An 18401-nucleotide genomic window follows, 5' to 3' on the forward strand; every position below is an offset into this window, starting at 1 on the left:
GAGGAGCTACGAGCATCGTGACCCCCACCGGACCCTGCAACGCCCCCGACGTCGTGGACGTCGTCGCGCTCGGCGAGTCCATGGTCACGTTCCTGCCCACCCGGCCGGGCCGCCTCGCCGACGTGCCGTCGTTCGAGCGGGGCATCGGCGGGGCGGAGTCCAACGTGGCGTGCGTGCTGGCCGCGGCGGGGCACTCCGTCCGGTGGGTCAGCCGGGTCGGGGACGACCCCTTCGGCGACCATCTGGTGGAGGCGATCGGCGGCTACGGCGTCGACGTGGCGCACGTGCGCCGCGACCCCGACCGCCCCACGGGCATCTACTTCCGTACCGCCGGGGACCGGGCCACCGACGCGCACGAGGTCGCCTACTACCGGGCCGGCTCCGCCGCGTCCGCGATGAGCGTCACGGACCCCGACCCGGCGGCCGTGCGTGCCGGACGCGTGCTGCACCTGTCCGGGATCACGGCCGCCCTGTCCGGCAGCTGCCAGGACCTGATGCGCGAGCTGACCGCCCGCCGCCCCGGCCGCCCCCTGGTCTCCTTCGACGTCAACCACCGGCCGGGCCTGTGGCGCGACCAGGACGCACCCCGGGTGCTGCGCGACCTCGCCCGGGGCGCGGACCTGGTGTTCGTGGGCCAGGACGAGGCCTGGGGGCTGCCCAGCGCCGAAGCCGTCCGCGCCGCCCTGCCCGAACCCGAGGTGCTCGTCGTCAAGCAGGGCGCCGCCGGAGCCACCGTCTTCCACGAGCAGGACGTCACCTTCGTCCCCGCACCGCGGGTCGAGGTCGTCGCCGCCGTCGGCGCGGGCGACGCCTTCGCCGCCGGGTTTCTCTCCGCCACCCTGCGCGGACTGCCCGTCCGGGACCGGCTGCGCCACGGCCACCTCATGGCCGCCGCCGCGCTCACCGTGCCCGGCGACCTCGCCGTCCCGCCCGCCCGGGAGCACGCCGACCGGCTCGTCGCCCTGGACGACGCGGCATGGGGGAGACTGCGACTCGGCCCCGGCTGGACCGAGGACGTCCGGCGGGCCGACGAGGAGGTACGTACGCCATGAGCCAGACCGTCGACCGCGCGCTGAGCATCCTGCCGCTGCTCGCCGAGGGGCCCGCCGACCTGGGGCAGGTCGCCGACCGCCTCGGCGTCCACAAGTCCACGGCCCTGCGCCTGCTGCGCACCCTGCACGAGCACGGCCTGGTCTACCGCCAGTCCGACCAGCGCTACCGTCTCGGCGCCCGCCTCTTCGCGCTCGCCCAGGAGGCCATGGAGAACCTCGACGTCCGCGAGATCGCCCACCCGCACCTGATCCGCCTCAACGAGACCTGCGGGCACACCGTGCACCTCGCCGTGTACGAGGAGAACGAGGTCCTCTACATCGACAAGGTCGAGAGCCGCTACCCGGTGCGGATGTACTCCCGCATCGGCAAGCCCGTCGCCATCACCGTCGCCGCGGTCGCGAAGCTGCTCCTGGCCGACCTCCCCGAGCACGAGCGGCGCGCGGTCGCCGAGAAGCTCGACTACCCCAGTTACACGGCCCGTTCGACGCCCGACGCGAGCGCGTTCCTGCGCGAGCTGGAGAAGGTGCGCGAGCAGGGCTGGGCCACCGACCTCGGCGGCCACGAGGAGTCCATCAACTGCGTCGCGGCGCCCATCCGCGGCGCCGACGGCCGGGTCGTCGCCGCGATGTCGGTCTCCGCGCCGAACGTCGTCGTCACCGCCGACGAGCTCCTCACCCTCCTGCCGCTGGTGCGCCGTACGGCGGACGCCATCAGCGGGGAGTACTCCGGCAGAACACCAGTGAAGGGCACCGCATGACGGACAAGACCGCACTCACCCCGAAGACCCACACCACCCCGCCGGCGAAGTTCTCCCACGGGGTGAGGAAGGGCAACATCCTCCAGGTCGCCGGCCAGGTCGGCTTCCTGCCCGCCGAGGAGGGCAAGCCGCCCACGCCCGCCGGCCCCACCCTGCGCGAGCAGACCCTGCAGACCCTCGCCAACGTCAAGGCCATCCTCCAGGAGGGCGGCGCCTCCTGGGACGACGTGATGATGATCCGCGTCTACCTGACGGACGTGGCCCACTTCGCCGAGATGAACGACATCTACAACGCGTACTTCGAGGAGCAGGGGCTGACCCAGCCGCCCGCCGCGCGCACGACCGTCTACGTCGGTCTCCCCGCGGGCCTCCTCATCGAGATCGACGCGCTCGCCGTCCTCGGCTGACCGACCCCACCCCCCAAAAACTCCCGCACGCCCGTGAGGCGCGGCGCCCCGATGCGCCGCGTCGCGCTCCCCCCTACCCAGAAGCTGCATGCACTTACGCAGAGGACCCCCGAATGTCCCATCCGCTCGCCGCGTCCGCCCCCGCCGAGACACCGCCCCACACGGGAGGACTGCTCCTCCTCGTCGACGGCACCGCCGGACTCCTGCTCACCGCCGCGCTCGGCATCGCGCTGCTGCTCTTCCTCATCATCAGGGTCAGACTCCAGCCGTTCGTCGCCCTGCTGGCGGTCTCCATAGCCGTCGGCCTCGCGGCCGGCCTGTCGGTCACCGAACTCTTCGGCACGGTCCAGAAGTCGGACGCCGTCTCCACCATCGAGTCCGGCATGGGCGGCATCCTCGGCCATGTCGCCATCATCATCGGCCTGGGCACCATGCTCGGCGCGATCCTCGAAGTCAGCGGCGGCGCGGAAGTGCTGGCCCGCCGCCTGCTCGGCCTGTTCGGCGAGAAGCGCGCGCCGCTGGCCATGGGTCTGACCGGCCTGATCTTCGGCATCCCCGTCTTCTTCGACGTCGGCATCTTCGTCCTGGCGCCCATCGTCTACGCCGCCGCCAAGCGCCCCCAAGGGCCTCCGACAAGCTCCGGTCCAGGGGGGACCCCCACCGGCAAGTCGATCCTGCTCTACTGCCTGCCCCTGCTCGCGGGCCTGTCCGTCACCCACGCGTTCCTGCCGCCGCACCCCGGCCCGGTGGCCGCCGCCGGTCTGCTCCACGTCGACCTCGGCTGGGTCATCCTCATGGGCGTCGTCTGCGGTCTGCCGGCCGTGGTGGCCGCGTGGGCGTACTCGGCGTGGATCGGCCGCCGCATCTTCGTCGCCGTGCCGCAGGACATGGTCGAGGCGGCGGAGGAGGCCAAGCAGGCCGTCGTCGACGAGCAGCGGGCCGCCGGGGTCGCGCCCAGCGAGCAGCCGGTCTCCCTCGGCACGGTCCTCGGCATCATCGGCACGCCGCTGGTCCTCATCCTCGCGGCGACCTTCTCCTCGATCGCGCTGGACCCCTCCACCCTCCGCTCGGTGATCGAGTTCTTCGGCAACCCGTTCGTGGCGCTCACGATCGCGCTGTTCCTCGCGTACTACCTGCTGGGCATCCGCCGCGGCTGGTCCCGCAAGTCCCTGGAGACGGTGTCGACGGCGTCCCTCAAGCCGGTCGGCAACATCCTGCTGGTGGTCGGCGCGGGCGGCATCTTCGGCGCGGTCCTCAAGGCCAGCGGCGTCGCCCAGGCCCTCTCGGACACGTTCAACGACGTGGGCCTGCCGGTGATCGTGCTGTCCTACCTGATCTCCGTGGTGCTGCGGGTCGCCCAGGGCTCGGCGACGGTCGCGATCGTCACGACGGCCGGCATCGTGGCGCCCCTGCTCGCGGAGGGCGACCACTCCCAGGCCTTCGTCGCCCTGGTCATCATGGCCATCTCCGCGGGCTCCATCTTCGCCTCCCACGTCAACGACGGAGGCTTCTGGATGGTGGCCAAGTACTTCGGCATCAGCGAGCGGGACACGCTCAAGACGTGGACGGTGCTGGAGAGCGTCCTGTCGGTGGCGGGGTTCGTGATGGCCGCCGTGCTCAGCCTGTTCGTGTAGAGCGCCGGCCCGTTGCCGTGGGGCGGCCGGTTCTTGTAGGCGTCTGATAACGAAGTCGGGCCCGACTGTGTGCGGCACAGGTTTGTCGACCATACTGCTCCGCTGTGGAGCAGCGCATAGGTTCGAGCAGCCAGCCCCTGGAGGGCGCCGGATTCGACCCGGCCTTCATCCCCGGGCTCACGTCACCCGCGTCCGCCCGGACGGAGGAGGACGGGCCGGAGAAGGAGCCTGAGGTCGCCGAGGCCGAGGAGGCCGCCCCCGAGCCGGAGGAGCAGGACACGGCGTCCTCCTCCTCCGAGCCGGAGGAGGAGGACGCCGCGGGCGACGGTCCCGTCTTCGAGGCGTCCGACCGCCGCGCCCGGATCGTCGCCGACCACAGAGGCGTACGGCTCTGCCTGGACGACCAGGAGTGCGAGTTCCGCTGGGACGAGATCGGCGCGGTGGAGACGGAGACGGCCCGCTTCGGCAAGCGGTACACCGTCACCGTCCACACCCCTGACCGGCGTTGGTACCCGATCGAGATCGAGGCGCCGGCCAGGAGCCGCTTCGCCGAGTGGGACGCCCGGTTGGACGCCGTGCTGGACGCCTACTTCGAGGAAGACAAGGACGAGAAGGAAGAGAACGGCGAGAAGGCCGAAGTCGCGGACTAGCCGCAGTACTGCGCTTCCTTGCCGATCGACCGGTACATGCAGTCCGCGTTCTCCAGCAACTGCAGCACCGCGTCCCGGTTGCGGGAGGTCTCCCGCTCGATCACCTCGTCGGGCGGGTAGAACCCACCCTCGCCCGACCGGGGATACATCTCGAACGTGTAGCCGAAGATCTTGTGCGCACCCCAGAGGTAGTCGTCGATCGACCCGTCCGTGATGTACAGGTCGCTCGACTGCTCCGCCGTGTACCCGTTGCTCGCGGCCATCTTCTGGCCCACGGTCTTGAACGCCGCGTGGTCGTCCGCGGTCATCCCGGTCGTGGTGTCGGAGTACGTGTAGCCGAAGGGCCACAGCACCAGTTCGCTGTACGTGTGGAAGTCGACCCCGGCCCGGATCTGCTGCTTGCCGCCGACGACCCGGCTGCGCACGAAGTCCGCGACGACCTTCACCTCGGGCGCCGACTCCGCCGCCGTGCCCCGGTAGGTCTCGGAGGACGTCGACCCGGAGGAGCCGCCGCAGCAGCCCCAGCGGTAGTTCCAGTTGCGGTTCAGGTCCGTGCCGACGTACGAGGAACCGGAGTTGGGCTGCCGGTTCTTGCGCCACGAGCGGTACGAGCCGGTGGCGATGTCGTACTCGCCGCCGTCCGGGTTGATGTCCGGCACGATCCAGATCTCGCGGTTGTTCACCATGTTGGTGACCCGGGTGTCGGATCCGTAGTCGGAGGTCAGCTCGCGCAGCAGGTAGAGCGCCATCTCGACGGTGAGGTGCTCGCGCGCGTGCTGATGGTGCGTGAACAGCACCTCGGGCTCGGACTCGTCCGTGGCCACGTTGTCGCTGATCTTGATGGCGACGATGTTCCGCCCCTGGTACGACCTGCCGATCACGCGCTGGCTCGCGATCGACGGGTTGGCCGAGACGATCGTGTTGATCTCGCTCGTCATCTCCGCGTAGTTGTGGTACTTCGAGTCGCCCGACGGGAAGTCGAAGAGCCGGACGTCGTCCTCGCCCGCGGACCGGTCGGGTACCGCGCCGAGCGGGGTGACCTCGTAGCCCCGGGCCCGCAGCTGCTTGATCTGGTCCGCGCGGCCGGAGACGACGACCCCGTGGCCGTGGATCTCGTCGACGGTCACGCCCGTACGCTGAAGTGCCGTGCGGTCCGCGGCCGTCGAGTGCAGATGGATCTCGTACTGCCGGATGTCGTCGGCCGCCGGAGCGGCCTTCGCCGCGCTGTCGGCGGTGGCGTCCGGCGCCGTCGCCGACAAGGGCGCCGCCAGGGCGAGTGCCAGGACGGCGGCGAGGGCGGCGGTGCGTCTGCCGGTGCGGGCACCGGAGCCTCGTATGCGAAGTCGCATGAAATCTCCTTGTGGGAGGTGGGGTTGTTCCGTGCGACGTACGTGGTGCGGGTGGCGCAATCGTTCTGCTAATGGCATGAGCAGGTCAAGACTGAAAGCGGCCGTGCAGTGTACGCGTGCGGCGCGGCGGTCGAGAGGGAGCGGCCGAAGTCCACCCGGGGGTGTGACCCGAACGTGCATATATGTACGGAACCGGGAGAGGGTGGGGGCTCGCGCAAGGGGAGCCGGGTTGTCCGGATCCCCGGACCACACCCCAGAGGACTGGCTGATCATGGGCGGATCAGCGCCACGACGGGACCACCGGCTGCCGGTCGAGACGACCAGCTTCGTCGACCGGCGTGGCGAACTGACCGAAGGACGCGAGCTGCTGGCCCGCGCCCGGCTGGTGACGCTGACCGGGCCGGGCGGCGTCGGCAAGACCCGGCTCGCCGCGCGCCTCGCGGCCCGCGTCCAGCGCGCCTTCCCGGACGGCGTGCGCTTCGTGCACCTGTCCGGGCTGCACGACCCGGCGCTCGTCCCGCTGGCCGCCGCCGACGCGCTGGGGCTGCACGACCACTCCGCCCAGCCGCCGCTGGACGCCCTCGTCGAGCAGGTCCGCGACCGGCGGCTGCTGCTCGTCGTCGACAACTGCGAGCACCTCGCGGGCGCCTGTGCCCGGCTCGCCGCCGCCCTGCTGCACGGCACCGAGGGCGTCCGGATCCTCGCCACCAGCCGGCACCGGCTCGGTCTCACGGAGGAGCACCTGCTGGAGGTGCGGCCGCTGCCCGTGCCCGACCCGGACGGCGATCTGTCCGCCGCCGAGGGCTGCCCCGCCCTCACCCTCTTCGCCGACCGCGCGGCCGCCGTGGCCCCCGGCTTCCGGCTCACCCGGGCCAACCTGGCGTCCGTCGCCCGCCTGTGCCGGCGCCTGGACGGCCTGCCGCTCGCCATCGAACTGGCCGCCGTGCGCATGCGCGTCCTCGACGTCGACCAGCTCCTGGACCGGCTCGACGACCGCTACCGCTTCCTCACCACCGGCAGCCCCGCGGCCCTGCCCCGCCACCAGACCCTACGCGCGGCGGTCACCTGGAGCCACGACCTGTGCACCGGCCCGGAGCAACTGGTCTGGTCCCGGCTGTCGGTACTGGCGGGCACCTTCGACCTGGAGACGGCGGAGGCGGTGTGCGCCGACGACACCCTGCGGGGAGCCGCCGCGTGGCCGCGCGACGACAGCCGGCTCCCAGCCCCCGCGGTCCGCCACCGGCTCCCCGCCCCCGCGGGCCCGCACCTCGTCTCGCGCACGGCACCCGCGCGGCCCACGGACGGCCCCGCCACCCGGCCCGGGCCTGCCGACGCCCTCACCGGGCCCGTCGAGATCCGTCCCGGCCCCGCCACCGGTCCTGTCGACGCCCTCACCGGCCCCGCCGAAACTTTCACCGGGACCGTGACGTTGCCCGCGGCCCCGCCCGTGGTTCTGCGCGCCGACGACGTGCTGGAAGCCGTCGCCGGGCTTGTCGACAAGTCCGTGCTGTGCCGGGAGGCGGGTCCCGACGGGGTGCGGTATCGGTTGCTCGACACCCTGCGGCAGTACGGGCTGGAGCAGCTGCGGCGTACCCCGGGGGAGGAGACCGCCGCCCGGCGGCGGCAGCGGGACTGGATGCTGCGGCGGGCCGAGGCGTGCGAACGCGACTGGTTCGGGCCCCGGCAGCCGGAGATCGTGGCCCGCCTGCGCGCCGACCGGGACAACCTGCGCGCCGCCCTCGACTTCAGCCTGACCACGCCCGGCGAGGCCCGCGCCGGACTGCGCCTCGCCGGCGCCCTGTGGTTCCACTGGCACGCCTGCGGCGCCCCCCGCGAGGGCCTGTACTGGCTCGACCGGGCCCTGGCCGCCCACCCCGAGCCGACCCGGGAGCGGGCCCGCGGCCTATGGGTGGCCGGGCTGCTCGTCGCCGCCACCCAGGACTTCCCCCGGGGCCGCCGGCTCGCCGCGGACGCCCTCGCCCTGGCCCGCTCCCTGGGCGACACCGCCGAGGCCGCCCACGCCGAGTACGTCATCGGCGTCATCCGGCTGTTCGGCGGCGACCTGCCCGGCGCCCTGCGGCACTTCGAGGCCACCGTCGCCCGCGGCCGTGTGCCCGGACAGCACCTCAGCCTCGTCGGCCTCGACCAGGTCGAACTCGCCTGCGCGCTGGGCTTCCTGGGCGAGGCCGACCGGGCCGTCGAGGTGTGCGAGCGGGCACTGCGGCTGTGCGAGCGGCACGGCGAGCAGTGGGTGCGGTCGTACCTGCTGCGCATGCTCGCCCTCGCACACACCGTGCGCGGGGACCGGGCCCGGGCGGAGGAACACGCCCGCGAGGCGCTGCGGCTGAAACTCGCCGTCCACGACGTCATCGGCATCGCCCTCACCCTCGACCTGCTCGCCTCGATCGCGGTCGGGCACGGCGACCACGAGCACGCGGCCGTGCTGCTGGGCGGCGCCGACCGTGTCTGGGCCGACATCGACGCGGGCCGCTGGGGCGCCCCGGCCCTCACCTCCGCCCGACGGGACAGCGAGCAGCGGGCGGGCCGCGCCCTGGGCCGCGAGGCGTTCGAGCGGGCCCACCGGCGCGGCGCCGCACTGGCCCTCGCGGAGCTGGTCGGTCACGCGCTGCGGGAACCGGCCACCGCCGAGCCCGCCGCCCCGCCGCCGCACGAGGACACCGCGGTCCGTCTCACCCGCCGCGAGACCGAGGTCGCCCGGCTCGTCGCCGAAGGGCTCGCCAACCAGCAGATCGCCGACCGCCTGGTCATCGCCCGCCGCACCGCCGAAGGCCATGTGGAACGCATCCTCAGCAAGCTCGGCTTCAGCAACCGCAGCCAGATCGCCGCCTGGGTGACGGCACAGCGCTGACCGCCCGTACCCCACCCACACCCACCCGAGGGGATCACGTGACCACCGGACAACCCGCCCCGTTCGACCACCGCATGGCCGTCTTCGACTCCGACGACACCTTCGTGGCCGCCGCCCTGCCCTTCCTCGGCGAAGGCCTCGCCGCCCCCGGCGAACCCCCGCCAGTGGCCATCGCCGCCCCGCACCACCTCGACCTGCTGCGCGACGCCCTCGGCGGTGACGCCAAGGAGATCACCTGCGTCCCGCACACCGAGTGGTACACCGGCTCCGCCGCCAACGCCGTGGCCCGGGCCGCCGCCCACCTCACCGCGCACGCGGGGCCGGGCGGCCGGATGCACCTGCTGATGGAGCCCGTGTGGAGCGGCCGCGCCGGACGCTCCACCCGCGAGACGACCGAGTGGATCCGCTACGAGGCCCTCGCCAACCCCCTCTTCGGCCCCCTGGCCACCACCGCCCTGTGCGCCTACGACACCCGCACCGCCGGGCCCGCCGTCGTCGCCGCGGCCCGCCGCGCCCACCCCGGCATGGAGGTGTACGAGGACCCGTTCCGGCTCGTGGCCGAACTCGACGCCGTACCGCTGCCGCTGCCCCCGCGGGGCGCCGAACCCCTCGCCGAGCCGCACGCGGCGGCCGTGCGCGGCTGGGCGGAGCAGCGGGGTCTGCCCGCCGCCGACGCCGAGTTGTTCGCCACCGCCGTCGCCGGGGCGGCGGCGGCCCTCGCCCCGCTCGACGGCACGGCCCTGCTGTGGGGCGAGGCGCCCGCCTGCGTCTGTGAACTGCGTTCGGCCCGCCCGGTCGCCGACCCGCTCGCCGGTTTCGTGCCACCGCCGCCCGACGGCCCGGAGCCCGGCCCGGGCCTGTGGTACGCGCGGCAGGTCTGCGCCTACGTCGACATCCGCGACGACAGCGCCGGCGCGACGGTCCGGCTGCAGTACGCGTAGCCCCCACCTGCGCGAGCAGGTAGGGGAACGGGTAGTCCTCCCCCTGCGCCGGACCCTCCCCGGGGATCACCCTGGAGGCATGCTGCAACTCTCCGGGCGCCACCTCCCGGACCCCGACGCCCACTACGGCCCGTTCCCGCAACCACCCCTGGGAGCAGGCCACCTGAGTGTCGAGTACGCACCCCGGCCCTTCGTCGTGCGCGAGGCACGTGCGGAGGTGCGCAGGCAGCTGGAGAGCTGGGGGATCGCGGAGCGCGGTGAGGTGGCGGACGTGGCCGAACTGCTCGTCGGCGAGCTGGTCACCAACGTGCTGGTGCATGCCGCGAGCGGCTTCCGGCTCACGCTCTTCGCCGCGCACGGCGTCCTGCGCTGCGAGGTCTCCGACGGGGAGCGGCGGGTGCCCCGGGTGCTGGAGGCGGGCGCCGGGGAGAACGGCCGGGGGATGTTCCTGGTGGACGCGCTCGCCCAGCGCTGGGGCTGCCACCGGGACGGGTCGGGCAAGACCGTGTGGTTCGAGCTCGGCACGTGCGGGGCGGACGGCTGCGGTCGGCGACAGCCGTGACGCCACCGCTGGGTTCGGCCGTCCCCGGGGTTCGCCCGAACCGCCGGGGGGCCGTTCCCGTCCGCGGGTGCGCGGGGGCCGGGCGCCCGGTTCCCCGCGCCCCTGGGGTCGTTGCTCTCGCGCCCTCTTGTCGGGTGAGGCCCTTTGCGGTTTCTTGATCTGCATGGCGGACACCACGGGAAACACCACGGACCAGGCTGCCCATCAACCCCCCATGCGCAAGGCGAGTTGGAAGTACATCGGGCCGGGGATCGTCGTCGCGGCGACCGGGGTGGGGGCCGGGGACCTCGTCGCCACGCTCATCGCCGGCAGCAACTTCGGGTACACGCTGCTGTGGGCCGCGATCATCGGCTGTCTGGTGAAGATCTCCCTGGCCGAGGCGGCGGGGCGCTGGCATCTGTCCACGGGACGCACCCTGTTCGACGGCTGGGCGAGTCTGGGCCGCTGGACGACCTGGTTCTTCGCGGTCTACGTCGTGGTGTGGGGCTTCGTCTACGGCGCCGCTGCGATGTCGTCGAGCGCGCTGCCGCTGCAGGCGCTCTTCCCGGACGTGATGGACCTGAAGTGGTGGGGCATCGCCTGCGGGCTGGTCGGGCTGGTCTTCGTCTGGTTCAACAAGTACGCGGTCTTCGAGAAGGTCATGACGGTCCTGGTGGGCGTCATGTTCGTGGTGACGGTGTACCTGGCGATCCGGGTGACGCCGAACCTCGCGGACGCCTTCGCGGGGCTCCTGCCCGTGCTGCCGGACGAGAAGGACTCGATCCTCAACACGCTGGGCCTGATCGGCGGCGTGGGCGGCACGATCACGCTCGCGGCCTACGGCTACTGGGTCAACGCCAAGGGCTGGACCGACACCGGCTGGATGAAGGTCATGCGGCTGGACAACCGCGTCGCCTACGCCACCACCGGCATCTTCGTGATCGCCATGCTGTTCGTCGGCGCCGAGCTGCTGCACTCGGCGAACGTCGCCATCGCCAGCGGTGACAAGGGCCTGATCCAGCTGGGCGACATCCTGGAGAAGGAGTACGGCGCGGCGACGGCGAAGTTCTTCCTCATCGGCTTCTTCGCCACGTCCTTCACCTCGCTGATCGGGGTGTGGCACGGCGTGAGCCTGATGTTCGCCGACTTCGTGGCCCGTCTGTCGGGCCGGGGACAGGCCAAGGGCCAGGAGGTCGCCTCGGGCGAGCGGGAACGCTCCTGGCCGTTCCGCGCGTACCTGCTCTGGCTGACCTTCCCGCCCATGATCCTGCTCTTCGAGGGCCAGCCCTTCCGGCTGATCATCATCTACGGCGTGCTCGGCGCGGCCTTCCTGCCCTTCCTCGCCGGCACCCTGATCTGGCTCCTGAACTCCCCCCGCACGCCCCGCGAGTGGCGCAACGGCCCGGTGAGCAACGTGATGCTCGCCGTCGCGGGGCTGCTGTTCCTGATCCTGTGCGTCAAGCAGATCTGGGACCAGCCGTGGGGGGAGTTCTTCTAGGGGCCGGAGGGCCGGGCGGCTACGGCAGGGCGTCCACGTGCGGCCCGACGACGTTGGACCACGCGTTGCCGGAGGTGGCGTCCCAGTTGGTCGACCAGGTCATCGCACCCCGCAGGGCCGGGTACGTCCGCGGCGGCTTGAAGCTGCCGCAGTTGGTGGCCTTGGTGAGGCAGTCCAGGGCGTTGTTGACCACGGTCGGCGACACGTAGCCGCCGCCCGCCGCCCGGGTGGAGGCGGGCAGGCCGAGCCCGACCTGGGACGGGGCGAGGCCGTTCTCCAGCTGGATGCAGGCCAGGGCCGTCAGGAAGTCGACCGTGCCCTGGCTGTAGACCTTGCCGTCGCAGCCGAGCATGGAACCGCTGTTGTAGTACTGCATGTTGACGACGGTGAGGATGTCCTTGATGTTCAGCGCCGTCTGGAAGTAGGAGTTCGACGTCGACTGCATGTCGATGGTCTGCGGCGCCATCGCGATGATCAGCGACGGGCCCGCCTTCGCGGACAGGGCGCGCAGGGCCTGCGTCATGTAGGTGGCGTTGAGGCCGTTCTCCAGGTCGATGTCGACACCGTCGAAGCCGTACTCCTGCATCACGGACCAGACGCTGTTGGCGAAGTTCGTCGCGGAGGCCGCGTCGTTCACGGAGACCGTGCCGCGCTCGCCGCCGACCGAGATGATGACCTTCTTGCCGGCCGCCTGCTTGGCCTTCACGTCGGCCTTGAACTGGTCGACGGTGTAGCCGTTGAGCCCGGCCGAGTCGAGGGTGAAGGACACCGCGCCCGGCGTGCCCGTGGCGTCCGCGAAGGCCACCGCGATGATGTCGTAGTGGGCCGGCACGTCCGAGATCCGCTGGACCGCGGCGCCGTTGTTGAAGTTCTGCCAGTAGCCGGTGACGGCGTGCTTGGGCAGCGCGGGGCCGGGGCCGGAGGTGTTGTTCGTGGTTCCCGTGACCGCCGCCGACTTCGGCGACTCACCGGCCGCGTTCGTCGCCGTGACCTGGAAGGAGTACGACGTCGAGGCGGCCAGCCCGGTCACCGTGGCCGAGGTGCCGGAGACCGCCGTGACCTTGGTGCCGTCGCGGTAGACGGTGTAGCCCGTGGCGCCGGAGACCGTGTTCCAGGCGAGCGACACCGACGAGGACGTGGTGCCGGAGACGCGCAGTCCGCTCGGCGCGGCCGGGACCGTGGGGCCCGGGTCGGTGCCGCCGCCCCCGTCGGGGCCGAACACCGACACGTCGTCGGCGTAGTAGGCGGCCTGCCCGTACCAGCCGTGCGTGTACACCGTCACCGAGGTCGTCGACGCGCCCGTGGTGAAGGTCGTCGACAGCTGCTTCCAGGAGCTGGAGTCGGGGGTCCAGGTGGACACGTCCGTCGTGCCGGTGCCGGTCACGCCCAGGTAGGCGTATCCGCCGCGCACCCAGGCGCCCAGGCTGTAGGTCGAGTTGGGCTTCACCCGCACGGTCTGGGTACAGCGGGCGTTGTCCTGGCCGGCGGGGGTCGCCTGCAGCGCGGACGTGCCGCTGCGCACCGGGGAGGAGACCGTCGTGCCGCTGCCCGCCGAGCAGGTCCAGTCGCTCAGGCCCGACTCGAAGCCCGCGTTCCGGACGTTGTTGACGTCGGCGGCGGAGGCCTGGCCGACGGTCGTGACAGAGAGGGCCAGGGCAGCCGTGAGGGCGCCCGACCACAGCCGCAGGGATCGTCTGTGTCTGGACATGACAAGAAGGTGGTCCAGACCAAAGCAACTGTCAAGAGGTCCAGACCAACCGGTCCAGCAGCAGGCCCGCCGCGCATCCCGCCAGCAGCACCCCGGTCGACATCCAGAACGCCGGGCCCGCCAGGTCCAGCACGTCCGGCCGCAGCGCCAGCAGCAGCACCTGCGCCGCCGCCGGTACGGTGCAGGCCGCCGCCAGGTGCCGCGCCGGCATCTCCCGCCACGGCTCGGGATGCACCCGCGCCGCCGCCCAGGTCGCGAGCACCACGCACACCAGGTTCGGCAGGTGCACCAGCGCCAGCGCGGCCCCGAACGAGCCGACGCCCTCGGGGCCGGCCAGCGGGCCGTACACCAGCGTCATCTGGAGGTACTCGGCGACGACGAGCACCACGATGCCGACGGCCCAGGAGCGGACGAGTGCCATCACTTCCCTCCGGAGATCTCGAAGTACAACAGCACGGCGAAGCCCAGCGCGGCCATGCCGCAGCCCGCCACCAGGGCCGCCGACTGGAGCACCGGGGACCAGCTGCCCCGGCCCGCCACCGTCGCCGTGCCCTCAGGGTCGCGCGGGTCGTAGGTGACGGTGACCGGCGTGCCCCTGGTGGTCGAGGCGCCGGCCAGGTCCTCGAACTCGACCCGCGTGCCGTCGGCCGTACGGAAGGCGAAGAAGTGCCGCCGGGCGTCGGAGCGGCCGTAGGGCTCGGTCTCCACCCGGACGCACTCGCCCCCGGCCCGGACCCCGCGCCGCAGCACCCGCGCGACGGTCACCAGCCGCCGCGCGTACCGCCCGGCCAGCGTCCCGAACAGGGCCACCAGCAGGGCGAGTACGACGTATCCGGCGCCCGGCACCTCCACGGCTAGCGCACCTCGACCGAGTCGATGATCCGGTCCAGGTCCCCGTCCGGCAGGGTGCCCCGGGCGGCGTCGATGCGGATCGCGAACGTCGTGTCCGAGGAGTCGAGGCCCGTCAGGATCACTCCCCGCACCGGGGTGCCCTTGGCCGGGCCGCCGTCCTCGCCGGTCGCCTCGAAGGAGAAGTCGATCCGCTTCGCCTCGTCGGTGCCGGCCAGCTCCACGTCCTTCTGGCCCTCGACCTTCGCGCCCAGCTGGATGCCGGCCTCGGCCGCGATCGCCGCCTGCTCGGCCGAGTTCGCCTCCGTGAAGCCGAGCTGCACGGTGATCACCGAGACCTTCCGGCCGTCCTCGGTGCGCACCGCGGCCGCGGCGTTGTGCTTGCCCCGCTCGGCGGCGCTCTGCTCCGCGTACCCCTCCGGGTACGACACGTCGACGCCCTTCGTCTTCAGCGTCCCCCAGCCGTCGGGCACCGAGGCCGCGCCGGAGCCGGAGCTCCCGCAACCGGTCAGGGCCACGGCGGTCGTCAGCAGGGCGGCGGCCAGGCAGGCACGGCGGGTCTTCATCGGTTCGGGCTCCCGTTTCGTCAGTTCGCACAGTAGCTGTAGGGAAGATAGGAGCGACCGTCCCCGCGGGGCGCGCCCAGGAACTGGGCGCCGGTCAGGGTCTCCGACTTCTTCTCCGTGCTGATCGTCATGCCCAGACTGAGCCCGAGATTCAACTCGAAGCCGTACTCGGCCGCGTTCACGTCGCCCGTGTACGTCATCCGGCTCGACTTCCCCTGGTCGAACATCAGCTGCCCGAAGGGGTCGTCGGCGCCCGGGCGGGACGTGGGCGCGTGGTCGGAGAACATGTACTGGAACGGCGTGGCGATCTGCTCGTTGCTGCTGTCCAGCCACTGCTCGGCGATCGCGCGGTCCCGATCGCCGGCCGGACCCGGGTCGAAGGTGAGGGTGTTGGTGACGATCTCGATGCCGGTCTGCGAGTCGGTGCCCTTCACCCCGGCGTTCCCGCCCCGCTTGTCGTCGTCCTTCCCGCCGTTGTCGCCGCCCGCCTTGGCGCCGTCCTTCTGGCCGCCCTTCTCCACCGTGCGGGTCATGTCGACGCGGACGAGCTTGCCGGTCTTCTTGTCGTAGGTGACCGTGATGGTGCCCGTCTGCACGGTGTTGGCCGTGTACTCGCCGCTGAGCGGGCCCGCCTCGTAGCCCACCTTGGAGCCGTACTCGATGGACGAGGAGTACGTGTACGACTTGGTGTTCTTGTAGGCGTTGTCGGTCCAGGTGACCTCGGGGGAGTACTTGAAGGTGCCGCCGAGCGCGGCGCTCAGCTTCTTCTCGTCACCCGCGGAGATCTTCAGGCCCGCCGACGCCGATGCCTCCAGGCCGACCTTGCCGTAGGTGATCTTCCGGTTGTCGCCGAGGTGCTCCTTGATCCGGTTCTCGGTGTCCTCCTCGTCCTTGAGGGGGCCCGTGCCGAAGAGGTACAGGATGCTGTCGCCGAGGCTCGCCTCCGCGCCGCCCGGCATGGTGCGGCGCATCTCGTACATCTGGAGCTTCTCCACGTCGTCCCGGAAGCGCTGGGCCTCCTCGGGGCTCTCGAAGACCCAGGTGTCGCCGTTGGTGACCTTGATGCCGAGCCCCAGCTCCACCTTGTCCGCGCCGAACCTGCCGACCTTCATGCCCGGCTTGAAGTCCTTCTTCGCGGCCACCGAGGCGGCGTCCGTGAAGGTCAGATAGACCAGCTGGTCGCTGTCGTCGACCTTGCCGTCCCCGTTGACGTCCGTCTTCGCCTTCAGGTGCTGCTCCTGGAAGCCGTACTCCTTGCCGATCTCCCAGAAGAAGATCTTCGCCTTGGAGCCGGCCTTGTCGGTGACGGAGGAGACCTGGCACAGGGCCGGCTCGAAGTCGGCGTCGGTGAGCGGCTTGCCCGGGCCCGGCGTCCCCGTCCCGCAGTCGCCGCCGCCCGCGACCCGGCAGACCTGCGCGGCCAGCCTGTCGTAGATCAGCTGCCCGACCCCGGTCGCCGACAGGGCGAGGACGATCGCGGCGCTGACGACGACCATGCCGAGGTACTCGGTGCCGGTCGCGCCGCGGTCGTCGAAGACCCGTCTGTGCCCGAACGCCCGTATGCCGCCCCCGCCAGCCATACGGCACCCCTCCTTGCCCGAACCGCCTCTGCGTGGACGGCGAGCGTAGGTACGCGCCGCCGCCCGGGGCGTGGGCCTCAGGGCCCAAACGAAGGCCCACCGTCAGCTCTGGGCCCCCTGGGCCCACCACCCGGGCCCGCCCGAGCCGCTCCGGTGACCGGCAAGATGCTCAACGTGCCCCGTTTTGACGCATCTTGTGCAACGGCAGTTGCTCACCAGCTACACAAACGCTGTTCTCCGGTCACAGAGCCGTGGATACAGTGCTGAGGTAGTCACGCAGTGAAGTCGACACGGTGCGCCGGAGTGACACCCGGCGTTCCGACGGGCATGGGGAAAACGGGGAGCTGCGCGTGCCAACTGCCATTGCCGTGACCAGTGCCGACATGGCGCTGCCGCCACAGGACGAACGCACCCTGCCCGCCGCCGTGCTCCGGGACCTCGCCGAGCGCCCCCTGGAACAGGCGCTCGCCGACCTCCAGGCCCTGGTCGAACACCACGGGCACGTGATCGTGGTCTGCTCACCGGCCGCGCCCACCGCACTGCAGCGCCGCCTGCACACCCTGCGCTCCCTCATGGAGACCGACCGCGTCGCCCTGTTCCGGCCGGACCTGCCGCCCCTCGGACTGGCCGTGCTGGCCCGTCAGTTGCGCCAGCTGGCCTCCTGCGACATCAGCCCCGGCGTGCTCGCCTCGGCCGGCCGGCTGCTCGTCCACTACATCCACGCCGGAGCGCTGCTCAACTCCGTCGCCCGGCTCGACCACGTCCCCGTCGGCCTGAAGTCGCACGCCAAGTCCTGGGTGCCCGGCAGCCAGTTCGGCGTGCTCGCCCACCCCGAGCCGCGGCTGGTGAAGATCACCCCCGAAGCCCTGCTGCCCGGGCCCGAGTTCGGCACCTGGATGCTGGTCGCCAAGGGGCAGCTGCAGTCCGACTGGGTCAGCGCCACCCTCGCCCCGGCCTGGAACGTGCAGGGCCTGCGCGAGACGCGGCTTCCGGCCGAGTCACCGGCCTGGTGGGGCACCGGCAAGCTCATCGAGTTCTGCAGCTACCTGCCCGACCTGTCCGTCCTCTACCAGCTGGTCACCTCCGTACGGCGCAGCCGCTGCCACTGGTGCGGCATCGACGTCATCGGCGACCGCTGCGTCTTCTGCTCCGCGACGCCTCCCGGCCACGACAGTCCGCCCCCGAAGCAGCTCGAGAACCGGACGGCCGCCGGGTGAGCCCGCGTACCGCCCTCCGGCACCGCTCCCGTCCCGCTCGACCGATATCCCCAACGAGGTTGTACGGTTCATGAATTCCCGTCAGCGCCGCGGCGTGATTCTCCTGCTCCTGTCGGTCGTCTGCGCCCTCGGCGCCTTCGCCGGCGTGCTGTCCGTCATCAGCGACGTGGAGTCCAAGGTCGGCCCCGAGGTCACCGCCTACCGGCTCAAGTCCGACGTACCGCCCTACACCGCCCTCAGCACGGGCCAGTTCGAGAAGATCGAGATGCCCGAGCGGTGGCTGTCGGACAACGCGGTCACCGACCTGCGCGAGATCCAGGGCAAGATCGCCGTCACGACCCTCAAGGCGGGCTCCCTGCTCCAGTCGGACATGATCGTCCGCCAGCCGGCCCTCCAGCCGGGCCAGCAGGAGGTCGCCATCATGATCGACGCGGCCACCGGCGTGGCGGGCAAGATCACCCCGGGCGCCGCGGTCAACGTCTACGCCACCTTCGAGGGCGCGCGCGAGGGCGACCCCGACCAGTCGAAGATCATCGTGACCAACGCCAAGGTCCTCGACGTCGGCGAACTGACCGCGCTCAACCCCGACGAGAGCAACCGCACCCAGCAGCCCACCGACGCCGTCCCGATCACCTTCGCGCTGTCCGCCCTGGACGCCCAGCGCGTCACCTACGCCGAGTCGTTCGCCAAGCGCGTCCGGCTCGCCCTGGTCGCGCCCGGCAGCGACACCACCGTCCCCGAGCGGGAGCGGACGTACGAACTCGCGAAGGACAAGTGAGAGC

At 72.0% G+C, this 18401-nt stretch carries 17 protein-coding genes; 11 read left to right on the top strand and 6 right to left on the bottom strand.

Features of this window, described 5'->3' with window-relative positions; all coding sequences use genetic code 11:
* The first annotated feature begins 17 nt into the window (after positions 1-17).
* The 5 genes from CHR28_RS20120 (at position 18) to CHR28_RS20140 (ending at position 4501) form a co-directional block, all read left to right on the top strand.
* A complete protein-coding gene (locus CHR28_RS20120; protein WP_094055044.1) occupies positions 18-1052 on the top strand; it encodes a sugar kinase in 1035 nt (344 codons plus the stop codon).
* Complete coding sequence (locus CHR28_RS20125) at positions 1049-1810, top strand: IclR family transcriptional regulator (protein WP_094055045.1); 762 nt, start codon at positions 1049-1051, stop codon at positions 1808-1810. Before CHR28_RS20120 ends, CHR28_RS20125 begins: the two co-directional genes overlap by 4 nt.
* Positions 1807-2217, top strand: a complete 411-nt coding sequence (locus CHR28_RS20130; protein ID WP_094055046.1) for a RidA family protein — start codon at positions 1807-1809, stop codon at positions 2215-2217. The genes CHR28_RS20125 and CHR28_RS20130 overlap by 4 nt, the downstream gene beginning before the upstream one ends.
* 113 nt (positions 2218-2330) lie before the next feature.
* Positions 2331-3851, top strand: coding sequence for a GntP family permease (locus CHR28_RS20135; protein WP_094055047.1), 1521 nt, complete (start codon positions 2331-2333; stop codon positions 3849-3851).
* Positions 3852-3955: 104 nt separating this feature from the next.
* Positions 3956-4501, top strand: coding sequence for a hypothetical protein (locus CHR28_RS20140; protein WP_094055048.1), 546 nt, complete (start codon positions 3956-3958; stop codon positions 4499-4501).
* On the opposite strand, the gene CHR28_RS20145 is transcribed toward CHR28_RS20140, so the two are convergent.
* On the bottom strand, positions 4498-5850 hold the full coding sequence (locus CHR28_RS20145) for a M14 family metallopeptidase (RefSeq protein ID WP_094055049.1): 1353 nt from the start codon (positions 5848-5850) through the stop codon (positions 4498-4500). The two genes, CHR28_RS20140 and CHR28_RS20145, sit on opposite strands and share 4 nt — an antisense overlap.
* A gap of 271 nt (positions 5851-6121) precedes the next feature.
* Here CHR28_RS20145 and CHR28_RS20150 point away from each other — a divergent pair, with 271 nt between their 5' ends.
* From CHR28_RS20150 to CHR28_RS20165, 4 genes are all read left to right on the top strand, one after another.
* Positions 6122-8719 carry an ATP-binding protein gene (locus CHR28_RS20150; RefSeq protein WP_094055050.1) on the top strand — a complete coding sequence of 866 codons (2598 nt, stop codon included), beginning with the start codon at positions 6122-6124 and terminating at the stop codon, positions 8717-8719.
* A 38-nt stretch (positions 8720-8757) separates the two neighbouring features.
* Positions 8758-9660, top strand: coding sequence for an MEDS domain-containing protein (locus CHR28_RS20155; protein ID WP_094055051.1), 903 nt, complete (start codon positions 8758-8760; stop codon positions 9658-9660).
* 79 nt (positions 9661-9739) lie between these two features.
* Positions 9740-10222: an ATP-binding protein gene (locus tag CHR28_RS20160; protein ID WP_094055052.1), complete on the top strand. Its 483-nt coding sequence runs from the start codon at positions 9740-9742 to the stop codon at positions 10220-10222.
* A 163-nt stretch (positions 10223-10385) separates the two neighbouring features.
* Positions 10386-11699: an Nramp family divalent metal transporter gene (locus CHR28_RS20165; protein ID WP_094055053.1), complete on the top strand. Its 1314-nt coding sequence runs from the start codon at positions 10386-10388 to the stop codon at positions 11697-11699.
* A 19-nt stretch (positions 11700-11718) separates the two neighbouring features.
* On the opposite strand, the gene CHR28_RS20170 is transcribed toward CHR28_RS20165, so the two are convergent.
* From CHR28_RS20170 to CHR28_RS20190, 5 genes are read right to left on the bottom strand one after another with little or no spacing between them, the layout of a single operon-like run.
* Positions 11719-13407 carry a chitinase gene (locus CHR28_RS20170; protein ID WP_094055054.1) on the bottom strand — a complete coding sequence of 563 codons (1689 nt, stop codon included), beginning with the start codon at positions 13405-13407 and terminating at the stop codon, positions 11719-11721.
* A 31-nt stretch (positions 13408-13438) separates the two neighbouring features.
* A complete protein-coding gene (locus CHR28_RS20175) occupies positions 13439-13828 on the bottom strand; it encodes a hypothetical protein (RefSeq protein WP_094055055.1) in 390 nt (129 codons plus the stop codon).
* Entirely contained in the window at positions 13828-14259 is a 432-nt protein-coding gene (locus CHR28_RS20180) for a DUF3592 domain-containing protein (RefSeq protein ID WP_094055056.1), read from the bottom strand. Before CHR28_RS20180 ends, CHR28_RS20175 begins: the two co-directional genes overlap by 1 nt.
* Before the next feature lie 2 nt (positions 14260-14261).
* The gene (locus CHR28_RS20185; RefSeq protein ID WP_094055057.1) at positions 14262-14822 is read right to left on the bottom strand and encodes a hypothetical protein; all 561 of its coding nucleotides are present in this window, start codon (positions 14820-14822) and stop codon (positions 14262-14264) included.
* 20 nt (positions 14823-14842) lie between these two features.
* Positions 14843-16402 (bottom strand): hypothetical protein, encoded by a 1560-nt coding sequence (locus CHR28_RS20190; protein ID WP_094055058.1) that lies wholly within the window; start codon positions 16400-16402, stop codon positions 14843-14845.
* 350 nt (positions 16403-16752) lie between these two features.
* Here CHR28_RS20190 and CHR28_RS20195 point away from each other — a divergent pair, with 350 nt between their 5' ends.
* Both CHR28_RS20195 and cpaB read left to right on the top strand, forming a co-directional pair.
* On the top strand, positions 16753-17619 hold the full coding sequence (locus CHR28_RS20195) for a hypothetical protein (RefSeq protein ID WP_179272496.1): 867 nt from the start codon (positions 16753-16755) through the stop codon (positions 17617-17619).
* Between the two features lie 70 nt (positions 17620-17689).
* On the top strand, positions 17690-18397 hold the full coding sequence (gene cpaB / locus CHR28_RS20200) for a Flp pilus assembly protein CpaB (protein WP_094055059.1): 708 nt from the start codon (positions 17690-17692) through the stop codon (positions 18395-18397).
* Positions 18398-18401: the final 4 nt, after the last annotated feature.

It is taken from the genome of Streptomyces sp. XY006, from assembly GCF_002237655.1.
GTDB classification, from domain to species: Bacteria; Actinomycetota; Actinomycetes; order Streptomycetales; family Streptomycetaceae; genus Streptomyces; species Streptomyces levis.